Source organism: Bacillus sp. SN1 (assembly GCF_002796895.1).
Classification (GTDB): domain Bacteria; phylum Bacillota; class Bacilli; order Bacillales; family Bacillaceae; genus Bacillus; species Bacillus inaquosorum.
In genome coordinates this window covers 185,075-200,458 of sequence record NZ_PHIE01000001.1, presented here as the reverse complement: position 1 = coordinate 200,458, position 15,384 = coordinate 185,075, and the positions used below count along the sequence as shown (strand labels likewise).

Below are 15,384 nucleotides of genomic sequence, written 5' to 3'. Positions count from 1 at the left end.
TAAATAGTACAACACGTATACTATACTTCCTCATCCCTATGTTGTAAACAGCTTATTCATCCGACTATCCGGAGATGAATAAGCTGTATTTTGTTCAAATTTTATTTTTCTAATAGTTCTTTCCCTGCAATCCCTGGTTTTGTCATCTCATATGGATTTAAAATAATATCCAATTCTTCTTCTGTCAGCACATCATGCTGCAGGCAAAGATCACGGACTGATTGGCCTGTCATAATCGCTTCCCTTGCGATTCGGGCAGCCGCTTCATATCCAAGATGCGGATTGACTGCAGTGATTACTCCTGCGCTTTTTTCCACGTATTGCTTCAAGCGTTTTTCGTTGGCCTCGATGCCTTTTAAGCAATAGTCAGTAAACGAACGGAAGCCGTTGTTCATGATGCTGATGGATTGAAGCAAATTAAAGACAAGCACTGGCTCCATGACGTTCAATTCAAGCTGGCCGGCTTCAGAAGCAAGGCAGATAGTATTGTCATTTCCAATGACCTGGAACGCAATTTGGTTGATCAGCTCCGCCATCACCGGATTGACTTTGCCCGGCATAATGGATGATCCCGGCTGACGTGCTGGCAGAGTAATTTCCGCAAGTCCGGCGCGCGGGCCTGATGCCATTAAGCGAAGGTCGTTTGCGATCTTCGACATGTTCATCATACAGACTTTTAATGCTGCTGATACCTCTGTATAGGCATCCGTATTTTGTGTGGCATCAACAAGGTGATCAGCGCCGACAAGAGGAAGCCCGCTGATATCAGCAAGGTGCTTCACAACCTGTTTGATATATTCAGGATCTGCGTTCAGGCCTGTACCGACAGCAGTTGCGCCCATGTTGACTTCATACAGGTGCTGGCGCGATTGCTTGATCCGTTTAATATCACGCTCGAGAACACGGCTGTACGCTTCGAATTCCTGGCCAAGACGAATCGGAACAGCGTCTTGAAGGTGTGTCCGTCCCATTTTTATAACAGAATCAAACTCCTGTGCTTTTTGTTTGAACACACTATGCATGTCTTCCATTGTTTTCAGCAGTTTTTCCAAGAGATTCAATGTGGAAATATGAATCGCAGTCGGGAACACATCGTTTGTCGACTGTGACATATTCACATGTGTGTTTGGGCTTAAATGGATATACTCTCCCTTTTTATGCCCCATGATTTCAAGCGCCCGGTTTCCGATAACCTCATTCGCATTCATGTTCATAGAAGTTCCGGCACCGCCCTGAATCGGATCGACGATAAACTGATCGTGCCATTTGCCTTCCAGAATCTCGTCAGCGGCTTGTACGATAGCTTGGCCAATTCCTTCATACAGTCGTTTCACGTCCATGTTGGCAAGAGCCGCAGCTTTTTTTACAATCGCCAGCGCGTTAATCATTTCTTCATGGATCTTGTATCCCGTAATCGGGAAGTTTTCGGAAGCACGGAGCGTCTGGATTCCGTAATAAACATCTGCTTCAATTTGTTTTTCCCCAAGGAAGTCTTTTTCCACGCGGTATTCTTTTTGGCCGTTTAACATAATCTTTAACCTACTTTCTCTTTGTTGGTTATCGTTTCTGACATTTTACAGGACAACGTCATCAGCAATCGGCGTTTCCATAATTCTCTTGACGACAGGAAGATCCGAAGACTGGCCGAGTGCCCACATCAATTTTGGCACGATTGCTTCTGTGTTCATATTTCTGGATCGGATAATTAAGTCTTGGTTGACTCTGCGGCCGACCTCGTAAATGCTCATGTCTTCCCCTTCTTCCAGACATTGAGTCGTGATCACGACGACGATGCCGCTTTCAATCAGCTCATTCACTTTTGACAAAATGTCTCTGCCTTCAAACGGCACGCCTCCGCTGCCATAACTCTCAATGACAACTCCTTTGTACATGCTTTTCAGAGCATCAAACATTTCAGGCTTTAAGCCCGGATGCAGCTTCAGCAGACATACATCTGTGCATAGTGAAGTATCAACTGTGAAGGTGTCATTCTCAGGTTCCGTTACTTGTTTGTTGTATTCGATCCCGTCTTCATTGATAAAAGCGATATATGGGTAATTGATGCTTTCAAATGCGTCGTAGCTTTTCGTTCTTAATTTGATCGCACGCGTTCCTTGAATGACTCTGCCGTCAAACACAACATATACGCCGCCCACGCCTTCACAGGCAAAGCGAATGGCGTCTGTGATATTTTTTTTGGCGTCCGTTTTTTGGAACGTGATCGGGATCTGCGAGCCAGTGATGACAATTGGTTTTTTGGCATGCTGCAGCATATACGATAATGCGGCAGATGTGTAGGCCATTGTATCTGTACCGTGAGTAATAACAAATCCGTCATAGGCATCATAATTTTCCTTAACAGCTTCTGCTATTTCCACCCAGTATTCAGGCTGCATATTGGTGCTGTCTATATTCATAAGCGACTGAGTTTCCATCGTGTAATCGTTATCAAGTTTTGATACGTAACTTAATAATTCATCAGCCTTAACTCCGGGAGCCAGCCCATTTTCCCCTTCAACTGAAGCAATCGTTCCCCCAGTTGTCAACATCAATAATTTTTTCATACCATGCACCTCTTCACTGTATCTAAAGATGGGTTGCGAGAAGGTATTCGCTTTTCGCATACTTTTAATGCAATTATAGACACGGAAAATAAAATACGCAAGACATTATTATTCAATTCGCGTACACTTCCTAATACCTATATGATATAATCAGCTCAAGGTGAAAAAGGAGCGGAAGTTCATGAATCTAGATCGTTTAACTGAATTGAGAAAAAAGAAAAATTGGTCGCTTCAATATACAGCTGACCTTCTGGGTATCGCAAAAAGCACATATGCCGGCTACGAGTCAGGCTACCGCCGGCCTTCGCTTGAGGCACTTGCCATGCTGGCTGACCTCTTTGACACAACGTGTGATGAACTTTTGGGCCGCGAGAAACAAAAGCAGACTGCCCCTCAGACCATTGAATTGACCACGTGGAGCAGTCTTGACTTTCACATTTCTGTTGATGGCAAACCGCTGAGTGAAGACGAAATCATCCAACTGATCACCTTTATCCGGACAAAAAGAAAAGTACAGGAGGAACTGAGTTAATTTTTAACTCACGGTATAATTTTTCCGTAAGTTCCTCCTCCTCCGGCTTTCAATTCCAGCTTTCCGGATCTCGCTTTTACAATAAGCGCCGCGGTTTTCGGCGGGACAACGCGAGCCAAATCTTCTTCTGCAGCCTCATGAAGAACAGCCATTTCTGTTCCGAAGGCTTTTTTTAGTTTGTCCAGCGTTTTCGGACCGACACCCGGAACAAATTGCAGCGGGATCTGATGAACATATCGCGGACGCGATACGCGAACTTCAGCCTGATCACTCAATTCACGCAATCTTTCGCTGACTCCCTTGGTAAATCTGGCATTTCCGCAATTCGCGCACGCCGTTTCCCCGCTCACCGCAGGTTCTCCGCACGCTTCACAAGCCGTCTGATAATATTTCCCCAGTAACGGGTCCAAGCCGTAATTTGCGGCAATTGTTCTGTCACCCTGTCCTCTTAATGCAAGAGCAAATTCAGTAAAATCAGCTGACTGTACATATAGTTCATTATATTCTCTGCCGATTTTCCCTAACGAATGCGCATCAGAATTTGTTAAAAAAGGATACTGATTCAATTCAGATACGTAGGAAGCCATGTCTGTATCACAGCTTAACCCAAGCTCCACCGCATCTATCATAGTGGGATCAAAAACCTCGGTTAAGCTTGATTTAACCCCTTTTCCATATAAGCTTTTATGCGGTGTAAAGATATGGGCGGGGATAAACAGCCCGCCCATTTCCTTCACTTTTTTTTGCAGGTTCAAGCCCGTTTCATATATCCGCTGCGAGCTTAAATGAATATTTTTCAGCCGCGCTGACAGCCAGTTTGAAAATTGTTTCATATCAGCCAGCATCGGCAAAAAGACGAGCACATGGATTGGCCCGCTGCAGGCTTCATCATAGATCTCCAGCTCGCTCCCCAACAAAAGAGTCGTGCTGCGGTAGCGAATCCCACCGCCGTCAAGCTCGCTATATTTTCCGGATGAAATGCCTTCCTCAAGCTCCAGGATGACTTCCGGAGAATGACAGTCGATAATACCAAGAAGTTCAATCCCTTTATGTTCACTGGCTTCAACCAAAATTCGGTCCAGCGTCAGTGTTTTGGCGCCTGTTATTTTGACAGCCCTTCCCGTAAAGGTCCGGCCGATATGAATGTGCAAGTCCGCGTAAATCTTTTTCATTTTTGTGCTTGGAGCGCTTCTTTCAGTTGAAGATACTGAATCGCATAGGCTGTTTTAGCATCATATACTTCACGCGATTCAACCAGCTTCAGCGCCTCTTCAAGCGTCACCTCCATCACTTCAACAAACTCGTCCTCATCAAGCTCCCGTTTTTCTTCGAGTGCAGAAAGCTCTTCAGCAAGAAACACGTGAACAATTTCATCAGCAAAGCCAGGCGATGTATAAAACGCAGTGATTTTTGTCAGTTTTTTCGCTGTATAACCCGTTTCCTCTTCAAGCTCCCGAAGTGCCGTATACTCCGGCTCCTCCCCTTTTTCAAGCTTGCCGGCTGGAATTTCAACGATCGTCCGCTCAAGCGGCTTACGGAATTGTTTCACCATGACGATTTTCCCTTCATCCGTGACAGCTAATATCGCTACAGCTCCAGGGTGTTTCACAATTTCACGTTTACTCGCTTTGCCGTTTGGCAATTCTACGTCCTCTACATAAAGATCAATGACTTTACCTGAAAAAATTTGTTCTTTGGCAATTGTTTTTTCTTCTAATGGTTTCATTTCTCCATCTCCCGTTCTGTCTCTATATGATGCCCCATACATTTTATCATACTAGAGAAAAGGGGGCTTCTTCTTGAAAGTGTACCGCCTGCCAAAAGGTGTTGTCTTAGTCGGAAAAGCATGGGAGATTCGGGCGAAGTTAAAGGAGTACGGACGCACATTCCAATATGTGAAAGATTGGGTCTCTAAGCCGTAAAAGTTGAAACTTAAGCTCCTTTATATTACGGTCAATACAAAGCCTAAAAAAAGGAGTGTGCACATGAGAAAGCGCAAACTGGGTACATCTGATTTAGAAATAAGCGAAGTCGGACTCGGCTGTATGTCTCTTGGAACTGACAAAAACAAAGCCTTGTCCATCCTGGATGAAGCCATCGAGCTTGGGATCAACTATTTGGACACAGCAGATTTGTATGACCGCGGACGCAACGAAGAAATCGTCGGTGATGCGATCCAAAACAGACGCCAGGATATTATTTTGGCAACGAAAGCGGGAAACCGCTGGAATGACGAAAGCGAAGGCTGGTATTGGGACCCTTCAAAAGCTTACATAAAAGAAGCAGTAAAAAAGAGCCTTGAGCGGCTGAAAACGGATTATATCGACCTTTATCAGCTTCACGGCGGTACGATAGAGGACAACATTGATGAAACAATTGAAGCGTTTGAGGAATTAAAACAAGAAGGCGTGATCCGTTACTACGGCATTTCTTCTATCCGCCCGAATGTGATCAAAGAATATGTAAAAAAATCAAACATCGTCAGTATTATGATGCAATACAGCCTGTTTGACAGACGCCCTGAGGAATGGCTCCCGCTTTTAGAGGAACATCACATCAGCGTTGTCGCCAGAGGTCCGGTTGCCAAAGGGCTCTTAACTGAAAAACCGCTTGAACAAGCGGCGGACAGCATTAAACAAAAGGGATACCTGTCCTATTCGTTTGAGGAATTAACACATGCCCTCAAGGCGATGGAGAATGTTGCTCCCGATCTTTCCATGACAGAAAAATCACTGCAGTATCTATTAGCACAGCCGGCTGTCGCCTCAGTAATTACAGGCGCCAGTAAGATTGAGCAGTTACGTGAAAACGTTCAGGCAGCAAACGCACGGCGTTTAAGCGAAGAGGAAATCAAAGCGCTCCAATCTCATACGAAACAAGACGTTTACGAAGCGCACCGCTCATAACAGAAAAACCAGCACCCTGTATGAGTGCTGGTTTATTTATATTGATGCCAATCCATTTGGCTTTCATTAAGGAGTTCTTCAAAGCTTTTGTTTTTTTCGATCTCTTTTTTCTTTCTGATCTGTTCTGCTTTTTCTCTTTCCTGCCTCTTTTCATCCTCTTCCTTCAATTGGCTCTTCATCTCCATAAGCTTTGCTTTGATGTCGGATTGAAGGTCGTCTTTTAACTGGTGTTTGTCAGCGGATTTTTGTTTTTTCATGTACGCTTCCCCCGTATTTTGTTTTGAGGCCAGTTTATCACGGAGCATACAGACTGAACAAGCGGACTCTCTTCTGAAAACTTTTTTGATCAGCACAGCACTGTTTAGGTATAATGATTTCAAATATAAATTTCCTGTATTTAGTTGAAAGGTGCTGTGACTTTTGAAGAAAATCCTTTTGGCCATTGGCGCTCTCTTAACCGCTGTTATTGCAATCGGAGTTGTTTTTTCAAATATAATTCTGTTTATCAGGAAAAAGACAGATGAAGACATTATCAAAAGAGAGACAGACGACGGACATGATGTGTTTGAATCATTTGAACGAATGGAGAAAACCGCTTTTGTGATACCATCCGCTTACGGGTATGATATAAAAGGATACCATGTCGCACCGCATGACACACCAAACACCATCATCATCTGTCACGGGGTGACGATGAATGTGCTGAATTCTCTTAAATATATGCATTTATTTCTTGATCTTGGCTGGAATGTGATTGTTTATGACCATCGCCGGCACGGACAAAGCGGCGGAAAGACGACTAGCTACGGGTTTTATGAAAAGGATGATCTCAGCGAGGTTGTCAGCTGGGTCAAGAACAAAACAGATCATCGCGGATTGATCGGAATTCACGGTGAATCAATGGGAGCTGCGACTGCCCTGCTTTACGCTGGTGAACACTGTGATGATGGCGCTGATTTTTATATTGCCGATTGCCCATTCGCACGTTTTGATGAACAGCTTGCCTATCGGCTGAAAGCGGAATACAGGCTCCCGGCTTGGCCGCTGCTCCCCATCACCGACTTCTTTTTAAAGCTGAGGGGCGGCTATCGCGCACGCGAAGTTTCTCCGCTTGCTGTCATTGATAAAATTGAAAAACCGGTCCTCTTTATTCACAGTAAGGATGATGACTATATTCCGGTTTCTTCAACCGAACGTTTGTATGAAAAGAAACCCGGACTGAAGACGCTGTATATTGCCGAGAACGGTGAACACGCCATGTCGTATACAAAAAACCGGGACACATACCGAAAAACGGTGAAGGAGTTTTTAGATAAAATGAAAGATTCAACAGAATAAAAAAGCGAAAGGCCCCTTCGGCTCTTTCGCTTTTTCCATTTCATAAAACGTCGGTAATGCCATCCATATTTTCTCTGATCCATTCAATCGCAAGATCTATCGTTGTAAACTCCTGCGTTTCGAATGTCATTTCATCCTGCAATAGCCAAACATCTTTCTTGATGGATTCTGCTCCTCCGATTGACCAGTGGAGCAAGGTATAGGGATGGTTTTGATTCAGGAAGGATACCCACGTTTTATTCTGTGCTGTGTTCTTCATTGACTTCAGCTTTTGTTCCACGTTTCGTGTCTCCCTACTTTACTAATATGCTCATTCTGGGGCTGAGCATTTCAGCCGGGCTTTTCAGCGCCAGCGTTTTGGCTTTTTCATTGTAATCGATCGTCATTTGATCGTCAAAAAACACTTTTTGCGACGATTGGATATAAAGCGGGATGCCGTTCGTTTCCAGCTGCTCGCACTGTCCTGTTAATTCTTCTGCCAGCCAGATTGTCGGTACACCGCTTACCGCGCAGCCGCATCCTTCTGCATCGTAACGAAGCTGGGCTTTTTTTCCCGGGTTGGCGTCAAACGCCTGCTGCAGTGCCTGTTTTGCTGCATCTGTCACATGTATGTTCATAAGGTGAGACCCCCGTTTTCATCATTTTCGCTATTGTAGCATACAACGCTTCCATTCGCATTGTTTCTGCCCTCTTTCCAGCGCTTTGCATTTTCTTCTGCAGTCTTGATCCAATCGTCTTTCCCTTGTATGTACTGATGGATGCTGTCCGGATGCTGGGCCGCCAGCCGTTTTTTGAGAACGGCGTATTCTTTCGCTACTTCTGGATGAGCCCGGAGATAATCTCTGAATAACAGATGCCTTTTTATTGCAGGATTCCCTTTTTCGTACATATGGACATGATGAGTGCGTTTATTTCCGCCCTTTTGGAAATAACGCCTGCCATCTATGCCGTTTTCTCCTTTCGGTGTATAGCCGATTGACTTCATTTGTGTATCATATTGGCTCACAGCTTCAATGCTTCTGACTTCAATTAACATATCAATGATTGGCTTTGCCGCCATATCCGGTATCGATGTGCTTCCGATATGATGAACAGCAATGATCTCCGGTCCAAACACAAGCTTCAGCCGCTCCTTTTCTTCACTGAAAAGTTCCGCCCATTTTTCATTGTAGTGAACGACTTTAACATTTCTTTTCGGATACAAATAAAAGACAGACAGCAAAAGATCCTCCGTCGCTTTCACAGTTTCGACCTTTTGAAATCCCGCCTGTGTATAGAGCGACACGGCTGGTTTATTTTTCTCGGCTGTGACTACCTCGATTTTCTCAGCGTCTTCGTTTTGAGCAATGACAAATTGCAGAAGTGCTCGTCCAATCCCTTTTCTGAAACCATCGGGATGCACAACAAGCCTGCAAATCGTTAGATCATGCATGTTTTTCTCATATGAAATGACACCGATCAGTCTGCCGTCTTTCCGATATCCCGCAAACTGTTCATGGGATGCTTGAATATCTTTTGCCTTCTCTTGTAAGGTGGGAATACCGTCAAAACCGATTAGCTCTGCTTCTTTTATGTAGGCGGGCTGCTGTACGGCAATAATCTCACGCGCTGTGATGTCTTCCTTATGCTGAAGAAATTCAATCATTCGTGATCTCCTGAAAACAGCCGCTGCCTCTCGACTTTTGTGACGCGGACTGCATACGACTCGTACCAAACGCTTTTTCCTTTTTCTTTTGCCGCTTGATGTTCAGTGTGATGCTTCCAGTGGTTAATTGCGTTCATACTGTCCCAGTAGGAAACCGTTATGCCTCTTCCATCCGCTTCACGAACGCTTTCGACGCCTAAAAATCCGGGCTGACCCGCCGCAAGTGATACCATCCGTTCCGCTGTTTCTCCATATCCTGTATCATTTTCACTTTTGACAGAAGAAAAAATGACCGCATAGTAAGGAGGCTCAGGTGTTTTTGATAAAAAATCCATCATATTTCTCCCCTCATATGTTTTTGACAAACAGTACCCTGTCTTGGCCCGGGCCATCGTAGTTTGCAAACACTGAGATACCATTTACCGTTTTGGTGCCCTTTTCAATGTCAAAACCCAATTTTGTGTGATACGCGATTGATACCTTATTCACCGGTGAAGTGACACACTTTACCCGGGTGCAGCCTCTTTGTTTTACTGTTTCAATAAATACATCGTATAATTGTTTACCAATTTGCATTTTTCTGAAATCCGGATGCACACCGGAAAAATGGATGTATGCCGTTCCAGGGTCCGATTGCGATTGAAATCCGATTAAAAATCCGGTCATGCTGTTATGTTCAGATGTGATAAAGCTTGTATCCTGAAAATGCTCAAAAAATAATCTCGGCAATTTTTCTTTCAGCTGTCTGCCGCCCCACCATTCATTCATTACAGACGTTACCATTTCATAATCTGAAGACGTGATTGTTCGAATATCCATTACGATTTGATCTCCCTCCGTCTGGCAAAACGAATGTCAGCTCTTTTTTTCTCACAATATAAAAATTATATTTTGCCTGACTGGAATTGTAAATGCCTTCTTTCCTGTATCATACGTTTCCAGACTGCCGAGGGAACAATGTTTGATATTTTTACACATATTTCTCCCCCCAGTGCAGGAGGGAGAGACTTCACAGCACAATATCAAGCACTTGATCAAGCTTCAGCTTATACAGCTGATCCTCGTCTCCTTTTATCCATACTGTTTTTTCAAACTCTTCATACCGGCAGATTTTTCCGGTGCAGCGGACAATTTCACCGTCCTGAAAGCAGCTGACAGTGATATCCTGAGCAAACTCCATCGCGGCGCAAAGCGTTTGATTCATCTCCTCCAGCTTATCAGGATCAAGGATCGGCTTTGGCAGCTTCTGTTTATGGCGCTTTCTCTCAAGCAGGCTTTGTTTATGTTCCGGCAGAAACATTCTGCTTCCTTCCCACAGCAGGTTGCCTCTTTTTAAATGGTCGTTCATTTATAGTGACCTCCTATTTTAGCCGCACGTTCAAATGCCTGGCCTGCCGCTGTCAGTGACGCCGCCCGGATGATGGCTGTGTCGCCGAACCGGTTCTTAATGCCGTCCATCACATAGCCGAGGCTCATTTTCTTTGCATAATCCTGAAATAAATTGAGCTGCCATATGTCATCAGATGAGAGCTGAGACAGATTGACCCCGAGGCGGCGGACAGGCTTCCCGTCCCAAAACGTAAGAAACAGCCGGCATACAGCCTCATATACATCCTGCGTAGAATTAGTCGGCTCCGCCAGCTTCACTTGCCGGTTGAAGCCCGTCGGCCAATCAAAATCAGCCCCCCGGCAGCTCACTGACACCGTCTGCCCCATTACTCCGGCGTTTCGGCTTCTCCTGCACACTTCTTCACTCAGCTCCAGCAGCACGACTTTGATTTCTTTGTCAAAGTGTTCGTAGTCTTTTGGGAGAGTCATTCCATGGCCAATCGCCTTTTGCCCGTCCAGAGATGAAGTTGATACAGGGGAATAGTCGATCCCGTTCGCCGTCATCCACAGCACGTGGCCGTTAATGCCCCATTTCTTTTTTAAAAGATCGAGCGGAAAAGCCGCGAGCCCGCCGATCGTACTGATGCCCATTCGGTTTAAATGATGCTTCATGCGGCTCCCGACGCCAAACATGCTGCCCACCGGGAGCGGCCACATATCAGTTTTCATATTTTCTTTCGTTAAAGTAAAAATACCGTTCTTATTCTTTTTGGCAAAATTGTCGCATGCGATTTTGGCTAGCGCTTTATTAGGACCGATTCCGACCCGCGCATAAACGCCGATCTCCCGCATGATTCTGCCCTGAATGCTTGTCGCGATCTCCTCCGGCGTCCCAAACAGCTTCTGGCTGCCTGTAATGTCCATGAATTGTTCATCGATGGAATACGGCTCCACAAGGTCTGTATATTCCTCTAGAATGGCCGTGATTTGTAGTGATACATCAATATACCGCTGCATACGGGGCCGGAGCACAACAGCTTCAGGACACTTTTCCTGCGCCTCCCACAGCCGTGAAGCATTCGCCACCCCCTTTTGTTTCGCCAGCGGGCAGGCAGCCAATACGACTCCGCCTCTTCTTTCAGGATCACCCGAAACAATGACGGGCCTATTTTTCAAATGTGGATTTTCCGCTTTCTCTACAGATGCATAAAACGATTGCATGTCAACGAGAAAAATCACTTTTTCTTTCATCATACACACCTCTAAAAAAGAACTTATGTTCGCTTTTTCTATTATATGCGAAAATATGTTCGTTTTATACTGGTAAATGATTCTTGTCTGACAGAAAATATGATCCAAGGGTGTGAGAGAAGAAAAACATTTAGTAGAATAAAAGCGAAGCATAAAGATAGGAGAGTCATAATGGAGAAATTTGTTGAAAAAATGATGGGGCAGGCACTGCGTCAATACGGCAGAAATGTTGCCATAGATCCGTTAAGCCCATACGAAAAACAAAGCCTGAAAGCCGCCTTAGAAGAGAGACGGAATGAAGAACCCGATGAGGATCTGCATGCACATATAGAAGATATCATTTATGACTATGTCACAAATCAAGGACTGTTCTCTTAAACGCTGGCCAAAAGAAAACAGAGGCGCACAGCGCCTCAATCAGACTGTCAGTTCTTTCAGCCGCTGATGCGGCTTCCCTTTGAAAACACCGCCGTGATAACAAATAACAGTCTCAAGCGTGTCATACTGCAGAAAAGCTTGTAGAGAAAGAAAAGCAGGCTTTTCTCACGCTCCATAGATTGATATGGCCTGACAATCCCGGCGTAAAAATCACCCGAATGCCCCTCAAAATAAGGAAGCCGCTCCAGTTCGCGTAAATCTTAATCTCATGTCCGGCATCAATGAACATTTTCGGAACTTGATCCACATCATGATGGGTTAAAATCACTGCCTTTAATGTTTCAAACGGACCTCCGTATTCTTCCATGCCCTGCCGAATCGCTTTAAAATGTCTCGGCATTCCAGCATCAATTAATATTGTGCTTTTACCCCAGATAAGCGTCAGACATATCGTCATTTTCCTTCCGAATGCTTTAACCTCAATTTCAATAATGTCCACACATGGTAAAATGTCAATAACAAAATATTTTGAATTATCCATTGGAGAAGGGAATTTTTTCATATATGATAGAAAAAGATTCTTACATACGGGAGAGAATACGATTTATGAAGAAATGGAAAAATATCCACCCGATCAGCTGGACAATTATAATCGGAACCATTTTCGGCAGAATGGCCACATCGATGAGTATCCCTTTTTTAGCGATTTATTTAACAGCCGTCCAAGGCGCATCAGCGTCCTATGCAGGGCTGGTCATTGCCGCAAGCTCATCAGTCGGCATCCTTGCAAGCTTTTACGGCGGATATATCTCGGACAAATTTGGCAGAAAAAACATGATGCTTGTGTCCATTTTCGGCTGGATGCTGGTATTTGCAGGATTTGCAGCGGCATCTCATCTCTGGGTGTTTTTTGTGGTAAACGCATTAAACGGTCTTTGCAAATCACTGTTTGAGCCAGCTTCAAAGGCTTTGCTGTCTGATATGGCAGAAGAAAAAAACAGACTGCTTGTTTTCAATTTACGCTATGCAGCTATTAATATCGGCGTTGTCTTCGGACCGGTACTCGGCCTGTATTTCGGCTCATCGCAATCGACCGCACCCTTTTTGGTGCCCGCAGTCATTTACGGACTATACGGACTCGTGCTTGCCATCCAATTTAAAAAACATCCATCCTCATCAGCATCAGGCCAATCCCGAAATATGAGCGTGCGGGAAGCATTTATGGTGACGCAAAAGGATCATCTTTTTACAATTGCTTTGGTCGGCATTACGCTATGCACCTTCGGCTACTCACAATTCAGTTCAACATTTCCGCAGTATATGGCGCAGAACCCCTTGATCGGCAATGGAACGAAGCTGTACGGGTTGATGCTGACATTAAACGCAATCGTTGTGTTGGCAACGCAGTTTCCCATCGTCCATTTTGCAAAACATTTTTCGCCGCTTCGCTCCCTGATGCTCGGTAATGTGATGGTTAGTATCAGCATGGCCATTTTCACCATATCACACGGTGTTTCATCACTTGTTATAATCGTGGTTACATTTACAATCGGCGAAGTGCTTTTATTCTCTATGATGGATTTGTTTGTAGACCAGATTGCAAAACCAGGATTAAAAGGCACTTATTTCGGGGCAATCGGTTTTTCACAGCTCGGAAATGTCATCGGCCCCTGGGTCGGGGGTATATGTATAGACCTATTTGGCGCTGGCCGGCCGATTTTTATTTTTTCTGTCCTGAGCGGCATCACCCTGCTCGGTCTGCCATTTTTAGCGTTTGCCTATCGGCAGATGAAAACGGAAATGACAAAACACCGGTCCGCGCTGGAAAAGCCGCTTTAAACAAAAAAACGGGAGAGAACCAATCTCTCCCGCAAAAATGAAGTGATGAACATGAATATAGGTGATGTGATGTTTCAGCTTTTCGTATTTATCGTGTTTGCCGCTGTCATCTTTGCAGCTGTTACAGGCTTCAAGTATGCGAAGAACCGAAAAGCGCAGCTGAATCGCATTGAGAAAAAGCTTAACAGCAGCCTATCCGAAGATCACGACTAACCGCTTGGGGCAACGAGCTCTATCTTAATCCGGTCAGGATCCTCACAATAAACTGCATAATGCCCGTCTCCTCCGGCAAAAGGATGCCGATCTCGGTACAACACACGATAGCCTTTTGTCGTCAGTTTTTCGGTCATCAGGTCGACTTGAAGCTTGGATTCAGCGTGAAATGCGAGATGATTCAGCCCGACACGGCATCTATGGTATTCAGGCTCCAGAAATTGCTCTTTTGCCTGCACAATCACAAGGTAAAAACGATCTTTCTTCCAGCTGATGCCTGAGCTCCATTTTTGATACTCTTTATAGCCAAGTTCTGTTAAGAACCATCCCCAAAACCGGCCAGACGCCTCCAAATCAGAGACATACAGTTCAATATGATGCACGATATCACACCCGCCTTACCAGCACTTCTTCAACCTTATGCCCGTCTCCCTTACGCAAAATGAGATCTGACCTGAATTTAGTCGGCAAGATATTTTCATATAAATTCGGCCGGTTGACACTCTCCCAAATCGAGGTCGCCATCTCGTCAGCCTCCTGATCAGACAAGTCTTTAAATTTATGAAAATAAGAATCGGGATTTTGAAAAGCTGTTTCCCGAAGCAGACGAAAACGCTCTAAATACCAAGTGAAAATCCGGCTTTCTTCCGCATCCACATAAATCGAAAAATCAAAGAAATCGGAAACAAATATACGCGGATTTTCCCGGTCATCCTCCAAGGTGGGCGACTGAAGAACATTAATACCTTCAATAATCACAATATCGGCCTGTTCTACAACCTCGAACACACCTTCCTCGCGGTCATAGGTGAGATGGGAATATACCGGAGCCTTTACTCTGTCTTTTCCTGATTTTAAGTCATTCAAAAATTCGAGCAGCGCCTTTACGTCATAGCTTTCGGGAAACCCTTTTCGTGACATCATATTTTTCTTTTTCAGCTCGGCAGTAGGAAATAAAAAACCATCTGTCGTGATAAGGCTCACTTTAGGACGGTCCGGCAAACGCGAAAGCAGCTTCTGCAATATCCGCGCCGTCGTGCTTTTCCCGACTGCCACACTGCCGGCGATGCCGATAATAAACGGAATTTTGGCTGAATGAGGGTGCTTTAAAAAAACATTGACATGCTTATTGCGTTCGGCCGCAGACTTAACATGCAAATGAAGCAGGCGAACAAGCGGAATATAAATCGTTTCCACTTCTTCAACAGATAGATAATCATTCAGCCCTTCCACGGCTTTTGCCTCTTCTTCAGAAACGGCAATCGACAAATGCCCCCCAAAACCAGACCAAGACTCACGATTGTGCTTTGTATATAAAGTATGTAAGTTAAGCTCTTTATTTTTCACTGTTTACACCTGACTCTCTGAAGGTTAAAACCCTTACAAAGA

Annotated in this window: 21 protein-coding genes and 1 pseudogene; 7 read left to right on the top strand and 15 right to left on the bottom strand. The window is 44.7% G+C overall.

Annotated features, from left to right (window positions below; all coding sequences use genetic code 11):
• Positions 1-101 precede the first annotated feature (101 nt).
• Both aspA and ansA read right to left on the bottom strand, forming a co-directional pair.
• Positions 102-1,529 carry an aspartate ammonia-lyase gene (aspA, locus tag CVV77_RS01155; RefSeq protein WP_100274451.1) on the bottom strand — a complete coding sequence of 476 codons (1,428 nt, stop codon included), beginning with the start codon at positions 1,527-1,529 and terminating at the stop codon, positions 102-104.
• Between the two features lie 45 nt (positions 1,530-1,574).
• Complete coding sequence (gene ansA, locus CVV77_RS01150; protein ID WP_088110663.1) at positions 1,575-2,564, bottom strand: asparaginase; 990 nt, start codon at positions 2,562-2,564, stop codon at positions 1,575-1,577.
• A 181-nt stretch (positions 2,565-2,745) separates the two neighbouring features.
• On the opposite strand from ansA, the gene ansR reads away from it, so the two are divergent.
• Positions 2,746-3,096, top strand: coding sequence for an HTH-type transcriptional regulator AnsR (gene ansR, locus CVV77_RS01145; RefSeq protein WP_003236759.1), 351 nt, complete (start codon positions 2,746-2,748; stop codon positions 3,094-3,096).
• A gap of 8 nt (positions 3,097-3,104) precedes the next feature.
• Here the strand turns inward: ansR and CVV77_RS01140 are convergent, their stop codons facing one another.
• Complete coding sequence (locus CVV77_RS01140) at positions 3,105-4,268, bottom strand: TIGR00375 family protein (RefSeq protein ID WP_100274450.1); 1,164 nt, start codon at positions 4,266-4,268, stop codon at positions 3,105-3,107.
• On the bottom strand, positions 4,265-4,822 hold the full coding sequence (gene nudF, locus CVV77_RS01135; protein WP_003236762.1) for an ADP-ribose pyrophosphatase: 558 nt from the start codon (positions 4,820-4,822) through the stop codon (positions 4,265-4,267). Before nudF ends, CVV77_RS01140 begins: the two co-directional genes overlap by 4 nt.
• Positions 4,823-4,895: 73 nt before the next feature.
• Between nudF and mciZ the strand changes: the two genes are divergently transcribed.
• Together mciZ and CVV77_RS01125 are read left to right on the top strand one after the other, a co-directional pair.
• Entirely contained in the window at positions 4,896-5,018 is a 123-nt protein-coding gene (gene mciZ / locus CVV77_RS01130) for a Z-ring formation inhibitor MciZ (RefSeq protein ID WP_019258812.1), read from the top strand.
• A gap of 63 nt (positions 5,019-5,081) precedes the next feature.
• A complete protein-coding gene (locus tag CVV77_RS01125) occupies positions 5,082-6,002 on the top strand; it encodes an aldo/keto reductase (protein ID WP_088110660.1) in 921 nt (306 codons plus the stop codon).
• Positions 6,003-6,034: 32 nt separating this feature from the next.
• Here the strand turns inward: CVV77_RS01125 and CVV77_RS01120 are convergent, their stop codons facing one another.
• Positions 6,035-6,259 (bottom strand): YqkE family protein, encoded by a 225-nt coding sequence (locus CVV77_RS01120; RefSeq protein WP_003236765.1) that lies wholly within the window; start codon positions 6,257-6,259, stop codon positions 6,035-6,037.
• Between the two features lie 163 nt (positions 6,260-6,422).
• Here CVV77_RS01120 and CVV77_RS01115 point away from each other — a divergent pair, with 163 nt between their 5' ends.
• The gene (locus CVV77_RS01115) at positions 6,423-7,340 is read left to right on the top strand and encodes an alpha/beta hydrolase (RefSeq protein WP_003236766.1); all 918 of its coding nucleotides are present in this window, start codon (positions 6,423-6,425) and stop codon (positions 7,338-7,340) included.
• 40 nt (positions 7,341-7,380) lie between these two features.
• On the opposite strand, the gene CVV77_RS01110 is transcribed toward CVV77_RS01115, so the two are convergent.
• The 7 genes and pseudogenes from CVV77_RS01110 to CVV77_RS01080 all read right to left on the bottom strand — a co-directional run bounded on the left by CVV77_RS01110 (position 7,381) and on the right by CVV77_RS01080 (position 11,568).
• Entirely contained in the window at positions 7,381-7,620 is a 240-nt protein-coding gene (locus CVV77_RS01110; RefSeq protein ID WP_003236767.1) for a YqkC family protein, read from the bottom strand.
• Between the two features lie 13 nt (positions 7,621-7,633).
• Positions 7,634-7,957, bottom strand: a complete 324-nt coding sequence (locus CVV77_RS01105) for an iron-sulfur cluster biosynthesis family protein (RefSeq protein ID WP_003226552.1) — start codon at positions 7,955-7,957, stop codon at positions 7,634-7,636.
• A complete protein-coding gene (locus tag CVV77_RS01100) occupies positions 7,954-8,985 on the bottom strand; it encodes a GNAT family N-acetyltransferase (protein ID WP_100274449.1) in 1,032 nt (343 codons plus the stop codon). Before CVV77_RS01100 ends, CVV77_RS01105 begins: the two co-directional genes overlap by 4 nt.
• Positions 8,978-9,323, bottom strand: a pseudogene (locus CVV77_RS01095) (antibiotic biosynthesis monooxygenase family protein). Before CVV77_RS01095 ends, CVV77_RS01100 begins: the two are co-directional and overlap by 8 nt.
• Positions 9,324-9,333: 10 nt before the next feature.
• Complete coding sequence (locus tag CVV77_RS01090; protein ID WP_019258817.1) at positions 9,334-9,804, bottom strand: GNAT family N-acetyltransferase; 471 nt, start codon at positions 9,802-9,804, stop codon at positions 9,334-9,336.
• A gap of 190 nt (positions 9,805-9,994) precedes the next feature.
• Complete coding sequence (locus CVV77_RS01085) at positions 9,995-10,333, bottom strand: YolD-like family protein (RefSeq protein ID WP_003236771.1); 339 nt, start codon at positions 10,331-10,333, stop codon at positions 9,995-9,997.
• Positions 10,330-11,568, bottom strand: a complete 1,239-nt coding sequence (locus tag CVV77_RS01080) for a DNA polymerase IV (protein WP_084993820.1) — start codon at positions 11,566-11,568, stop codon at positions 10,330-10,332. The genes CVV77_RS01085 and CVV77_RS01080 overlap by 4 nt, the downstream gene beginning before the upstream one ends.
• 168 nt (positions 11,569-11,736) lie before the next feature.
• Between CVV77_RS01080 and CVV77_RS01075 the strand changes: the two genes are divergently transcribed.
• Positions 11,737-11,943, top strand: a complete 207-nt coding sequence (locus tag CVV77_RS01075; RefSeq protein WP_003226541.1) for a YqzH family protein — start codon at positions 11,737-11,739, stop codon at positions 11,941-11,943.
• Between the two features lie 121 nt (positions 11,944-12,064).
• Here the strand turns inward: CVV77_RS01075 and CVV77_RS21930 are convergent, their stop codons facing one another.
• Complete coding sequence (locus tag CVV77_RS21930) at positions 12,065-12,400, bottom strand: MBL fold metallo-hydrolase (RefSeq protein WP_142397313.1); 336 nt, start codon at positions 12,398-12,400, stop codon at positions 12,065-12,067.
• A 149-nt stretch (positions 12,401-12,549) separates the two neighbouring features.
• Here CVV77_RS21930 and CVV77_RS01065 point away from each other — a divergent pair, with 149 nt between their 5' ends.
• Together CVV77_RS01065 and CVV77_RS22110 are read left to right on the top strand one after the other, a co-directional pair.
• On the top strand, positions 12,550-13,782 hold the full coding sequence (locus CVV77_RS01065) for an MDR family MFS transporter (RefSeq protein WP_100274448.1): 1,233 nt from the start codon (positions 12,550-12,552) through the stop codon (positions 13,780-13,782).
• A gap of 51 nt (positions 13,783-13,833) precedes the next feature.
• A complete protein-coding gene (locus CVV77_RS22110; RefSeq protein ID WP_019258821.1) occupies positions 13,834-13,995 on the top strand; it encodes a hypothetical protein in 162 nt (53 codons plus the stop codon).
• Here the strand turns inward: CVV77_RS22110 and CVV77_RS01055 are convergent.
• Together CVV77_RS01055 and coaA are read right to left on the bottom strand one after the other, a co-directional pair.
• Positions 13,992-14,378 carry a VOC family protein gene (locus CVV77_RS01055; RefSeq protein ID WP_100274447.1) on the bottom strand — a complete coding sequence of 129 codons (387 nt, stop codon included), beginning with the start codon at positions 14,376-14,378 and terminating at the stop codon, positions 13,992-13,994. The two genes, CVV77_RS22110 and CVV77_RS01055, sit on opposite strands and share 4 nt — an antisense overlap.
• Positions 14,379-14,382: 4 nt before the next feature.
• The gene (gene coaA / locus CVV77_RS01050) at positions 14,383-15,342 is read right to left on the bottom strand and encodes a type I pantothenate kinase (RefSeq protein WP_100274446.1); all 960 of its coding nucleotides are present in this window, start codon (positions 15,340-15,342) and stop codon (positions 14,383-14,385) included.
• Between the last annotated feature and the right edge of the window lie 42 nt (positions 15,343-15,384).

What these genes read in the sequence shown, in the direction of transcription:
- aspA (WP_100274451.1), bottom strand. Translation starts at nt 1,529, where the DNA reads ATGTTAAACGGCCAAAAAGAATACCGCGTGGAAAAAGACTTCCTTGGG.
- ansA (WP_088110663.1), bottom strand. Translation starts at nt 2,564, where the DNA reads ATGAAAAAATTATTGATGTTGACAACTGGGGGAACGATTGCTTCAGTT.
- ansR (WP_003236759.1), top strand. Translation starts at nt 2,746, where the DNA reads ATGAATCTAGATCGTTTAACTGAATTGAGAAAAAAGAAAAATTGGTCG.
- CVV77_RS01140 (WP_100274450.1), bottom strand. Translation starts at nt 4,268, where the DNA reads ATGAAAAAGATTTACGCGGACTTGCACATTCATATCGGCCGGACCTTT.
- nudF (WP_003236762.1), bottom strand. Translation starts at nt 4,822, where the DNA reads ATGAAACCATTAGAAGAAAAAACAATTGCCAAAGAACAAATTTTTTCA.
- CVV77_RS01125 (WP_088110660.1), top strand. Translation starts at nt 5,082, where the DNA reads ATGAGAAAGCGCAAACTGGGTACATCTGATTTAGAAATAAGCGAAGTC.
- CVV77_RS01120 (WP_003236765.1), bottom strand. Translation starts at nt 6,259, where the DNA reads ATGAAAAAACAAAAATCCGCTGACAAACACCAGTTAAAAGACGACCTT.
- CVV77_RS01105 (WP_003226552.1), bottom strand. Translation starts at nt 7,957, where the DNA reads ATGAACATACATGTGACAGATGCAGCAAAACAGGCACTGCAGCAGGCG.
- CVV77_RS01100 (WP_100274449.1), bottom strand. Translation starts at nt 8,985, where the DNA reads ATGATTGAATTTCTTCAGCATAAGGAAGACATCACAGCGCGTGAGATT.
- CVV77_RS01090 (WP_019258817.1), bottom strand. Translation starts at nt 9,804, where the DNA reads ATGGATATTCGAACAATCACGTCTTCAGATTATGAAATGGTAACGTCT.
- CVV77_RS01085 (WP_003236771.1), bottom strand. Translation starts at nt 10,333, where the DNA reads ATGAACGACCATTTAAAAAGAGGCAACCTGCTGTGGGAAGGAAGCAGA.
- CVV77_RS01080 (WP_084993820.1), bottom strand. Translation starts at nt 11,568, where the DNA reads ATGATGAAAGAAAAAGTGATTTTTCTCGTTGACATGCAATCGTTTTAT.
- CVV77_RS01075 (WP_003226541.1), top strand. Translation starts at nt 11,737, where the DNA reads ATGGAGAAATTTGTTGAAAAAATGATGGGGCAGGCACTGCGTCAATAC.
- CVV77_RS21930 (WP_142397313.1), bottom strand. Translation starts at nt 12,400, where the DNA reads ATGACGATATGTCTGACGCTTATCTGGGGTAAAAGCACAATATTAATT.
- CVV77_RS01065 (WP_100274448.1), top strand. Translation starts at nt 12,550, where the DNA reads ATGAAGAAATGGAAAAATATCCACCCGATCAGCTGGACAATTATAATC.
- CVV77_RS22110 (WP_019258821.1), top strand. Translation starts at nt 13,834, where the DNA reads ATGAATATAGGTGATGTGATGTTTCAGCTTTTCGTATTTATCGTGTTT.